The 2,566-nt window shown below is 66.8% G+C and carries 5 protein-coding genes; all 5 read right to left on the bottom strand.

Features of this window, described 5'->3' with window-relative positions; translation table 11 throughout:
• Window positions 1-37 precede the first annotated feature (37 nt).
• Window positions 38-310: a hypothetical protein gene (locus tag Q0C81_RS18030; RefSeq protein WP_291841180.1), complete on the bottom strand. Its 273-nt coding sequence runs from the start codon at window positions 308-310 to the stop codon at window positions 38-40.
• A gap of 99 nt (window positions 311-409) precedes the next feature.
• On the bottom strand, window positions 410-1,210 hold the full coding sequence (locus Q0C81_RS18035; RefSeq protein ID WP_291841182.1) for a hypothetical protein: 801 nt from the start codon (window positions 1,208-1,210) through the stop codon (window positions 410-412).
• A 452-nt stretch (window positions 1,211-1,662) separates the two neighbouring features.
• On the bottom strand, window positions 1,663-1,797 hold the full coding sequence (locus tag Q0C81_RS18040) for a hypothetical protein (protein ID WP_255488867.1): 135 nt from the start codon (window positions 1,795-1,797) through the stop codon (window positions 1,663-1,665).
• Window positions 1,794-2,150: a hypothetical protein gene (locus Q0C81_RS18045; RefSeq protein WP_153923455.1), complete on the bottom strand. Its 357-nt coding sequence runs from the start codon at window positions 2,148-2,150 to the stop codon at window positions 1,794-1,796. The genes Q0C81_RS18040 and Q0C81_RS18045 overlap by 4 nt, the downstream gene beginning before the upstream one ends.
• Before the next feature lie 82 nt (window positions 2,151-2,232).
• Window positions 2,233-2,472 carry a hypothetical protein gene (locus Q0C81_RS18050; RefSeq protein WP_291841187.1) on the bottom strand — a complete coding sequence of 80 codons (240 nt, stop codon included), beginning with the start codon at window positions 2,470-2,472 and terminating at the stop codon, window positions 2,233-2,235.
• Window positions 2,473-2,566 lie beyond the last annotated feature (94 nt).

Raw genomic sequence — 2,566 nt, forward strand, 5'->3', positions numbered from 1 at the left:
ACGAACGATGGGCCGGGCCGACAGATGCCGAATCCGATCAGTCTGCTGCGGAACCTGCCGTGCGAGCGGCCAGCGCCGTCCGTCCCGTCTCGGTCAGGGCGAAGTCCGGGTAGTCCGGACGATGCGGCACGGGGATCTCCGCAAGACAACCCTCATCTGCTAGGCGATGGAGGTGACGCAGGGCCGCCTTGGTGGCCTCGCGCCCTTCAGGGCTGGCCGAAGGGCTGATGCGACAGCGGCCGTCGGCCGCCGCATCCGCGTTGGCCAGCACGCCGTAGTCGTCTGCGGTGAGGGTATGGGTCTGGGACATGAAGGGGCTCGCGATGTATGGCCCCCTCAGATCGCAACAGGGCTGCAGCTGGACAAGGGGACGACGAAGCGGGTCGCGCCCCACGCGACCCGCCCGGGCCTAGAAGCTGAAGGCGAACTGCCCGGTCGGCTCCTGGTATTGGGCCGGAGAGGCCGCTTCGCCGGCCTCGGCCCAGGGGAACGCCGCGAGGAAGTCGCGATCACGGTATTGGGGGCCAATGAACTCCCGGCCCTTCTTCTCGGTCAGGATCTGGCTGATCCAGATTTTGGCGGCCTCATCCATGGTCGTCTCGTAAATCGGCCGGCAGCCGCACAGGGACCGATAACCCGTGTTGGAGATGAATGGACCGGTGGCGGACACGGCGCGGAATTCGACCTGCAGGGACGACGGACCGCCTCGGGCGATGACGATCGCCCTGATGCCGGCATGATCGACCAGGAACTCTCCGGACTGGCCCCACAGGGGGACAGCACCCGGAGCGGCGGCAAGGCGTGCCCGCAGGCGGGGTGAAACCGCCTCGTTGCCTGCCTCGCAGGCGAAGAAGGCGCCGCCGTTCAGTTTCCAGACAACCGCATCGTAGCGAATGCTGGCGGCCATCATGGCCGCCTCGTCGCCTATGACGACGGCCGCGTGGAAGGCCTCGAACGCTTCGCGCGCCACAGTGTCCAATCCGGCCTGGTCGGCCGGTAGATCGGGCGCCATGCGCAACACGGCGGCATCGCGGAGATCTATGTACGAAGGCTCCCGCGAGCGACCCCGCTGCGCGGGGACGTCGTCGATGTCGTCATCGTCCCCTGTGAAATCGGTATCATCGTCGAAATCCTCATCGAGCGCAGCGGTCGCGTCATCGAAGATGACGGCGGGGTCAGGCTGAATGGTTTCGATGGAAACGGCAGTCATGGGATCCTCCAGTGAAGACCGCCCGGGCTGGGCGGTGATGGAGCAATCCGAACGTGAGGTGCCGGCCCGTCACCGAAGCGCCGCCTTCGGCGGCGCGAGGGGAACGGCTTTAGCCGTTGACGGGATAACCGGCGGAGCCCTCACGGTAGGATGGGACAGAACCGCGCGCCCCCTCCCCTTACAGAGACCCCAACGGCGGAAAGCAGGAGAACGCCGTCAGGATCTCTGGAGCGGTCGACGTCGGGGGGGAGTGAGACGACCGCTCTATGCCCGCGAGCGGGCATAGAGCGACCTTAGACGGCACGGACCGCGTCCAGCTAGGCCGAGCGCACAGAAAGCGACCGCGCTTCGCGCGGACGGCTTTCGCAGGCGGCGAGAGCCAGCGCTGAGCGGATAAAACGAAAAAGGCCCCGCCGGGGAACGGCGGGGCCTCGATTGGCGGTGCGAGAAATCTACTCGGCCGGGATGGTCGGCTGCGTGGCCGAGGCCTGAAGACCGGCGACAAAGCCAGCAACAAGCGGCTTCACGAACCAGGCGATGACCGCGCCAGCGGCGAGGCCGACACCGAAGAGACCAACTTCAATCATGGACGATCCTCCTTCTGGGGCGTCTGTGGATTGGGAATATAGCCCAAAAGAGCGTGGGCCGCCACGATCAGCAACATAACGCCGATGCCGCTTGAGATGATCCACGCTGGCGTGACCACGAAGGCCGCGTTCAGCTGGGGCGTGACGAACACCGCCACGGCCAGCGTGAGAGCCGCCGTCTGGCAACCGTTGGCGCCGAGTTTCAGGCGCTCCTCGGTGACCTTGGGATGGTCCGGACGGAAGACGCCGGACGCCAAGGCCAGCCCGCGGCCGATCAGTCGGCCTCCTCGCTGTCCGAAGGTGAACAGGTGGTCCCGCAGTCGGGACAGTCGTCGTCGCAGGCGCATGACCATTCGTCGCTCCATTCCGTGCCGCACGGGCACTCATACGTGTTTCTGAACCAGGGACCAGTGTCCCCCTCGGGCCGCCGGCTGCTCACGGCAGACGCTCCAGCGGCACGATCCACTTCACGCCCGGCAGCTCGGCGGCGAAGCCGAGAGCCGGGATCGAGGCCATCGCGTCGTAGGCCTCGTCGAAGCTGTCGAACGGACCGTAGAAGCGGGTCTCGATGTTGAGCCGGCCGTGGGGCCGGTGCATCACCGCGAAGGGTCCCGGATGGTCCGGCCGGGGCTGGACCTCGTCCCAGGGTGGGGTGCTTTGGATGCTATCGAACATGGGAGCCTCCAGGCTGCTGTGGTTTCGCAAACCAAAAGGCCCCCCGGTTTCCCGGGGGGCCGCTGCTGGCGGATCAGCCTTCCGAGCCGGGCTC

It is taken from the genome of Brevundimonas sp., from assembly GCF_023259385.1.
Taxonomy (GTDB): domain Bacteria; phylum Pseudomonadota; class Alphaproteobacteria; order Caulobacterales; family Caulobacteraceae; genus Brevundimonas.

What these genes read in the sequence shown, in the direction of transcription:
- Q0C81_RS18035 (WP_291841182.1), bottom strand. Translation starts at nt 1,210, where the DNA reads ATGACTGCCGTTTCCATCGAAACCATTCAGCCTGACCCCGCCGTCATC.
- Q0C81_RS18045 (WP_153923455.1), bottom strand. Translation starts at nt 2,150, where the DNA reads ATGGTCATGCGCCTGCGACGACGACTGTCCCGACTGCGGGACCACCTG.
- Q0C81_RS18030 (WP_291841180.1), bottom strand. Translation starts at nt 310, where the DNA reads ATGTCCCAGACCCATACCCTCACCGCAGACGACTACGGCGTGCTGGCC.
- Q0C81_RS18040 (WP_255488867.1), bottom strand. Translation starts at nt 1,797, where the DNA reads ATGATTGAAGTTGGTCTCTTCGGTGTCGGCCTCGCCGCTGGCGCGGTC.
- Q0C81_RS18050 (WP_291841187.1), bottom strand. Translation starts at nt 2,472, where the DNA reads ATGTTCGATAGCATCCAAAGCACCCCACCCTGGGACGAGGTCCAGCCC.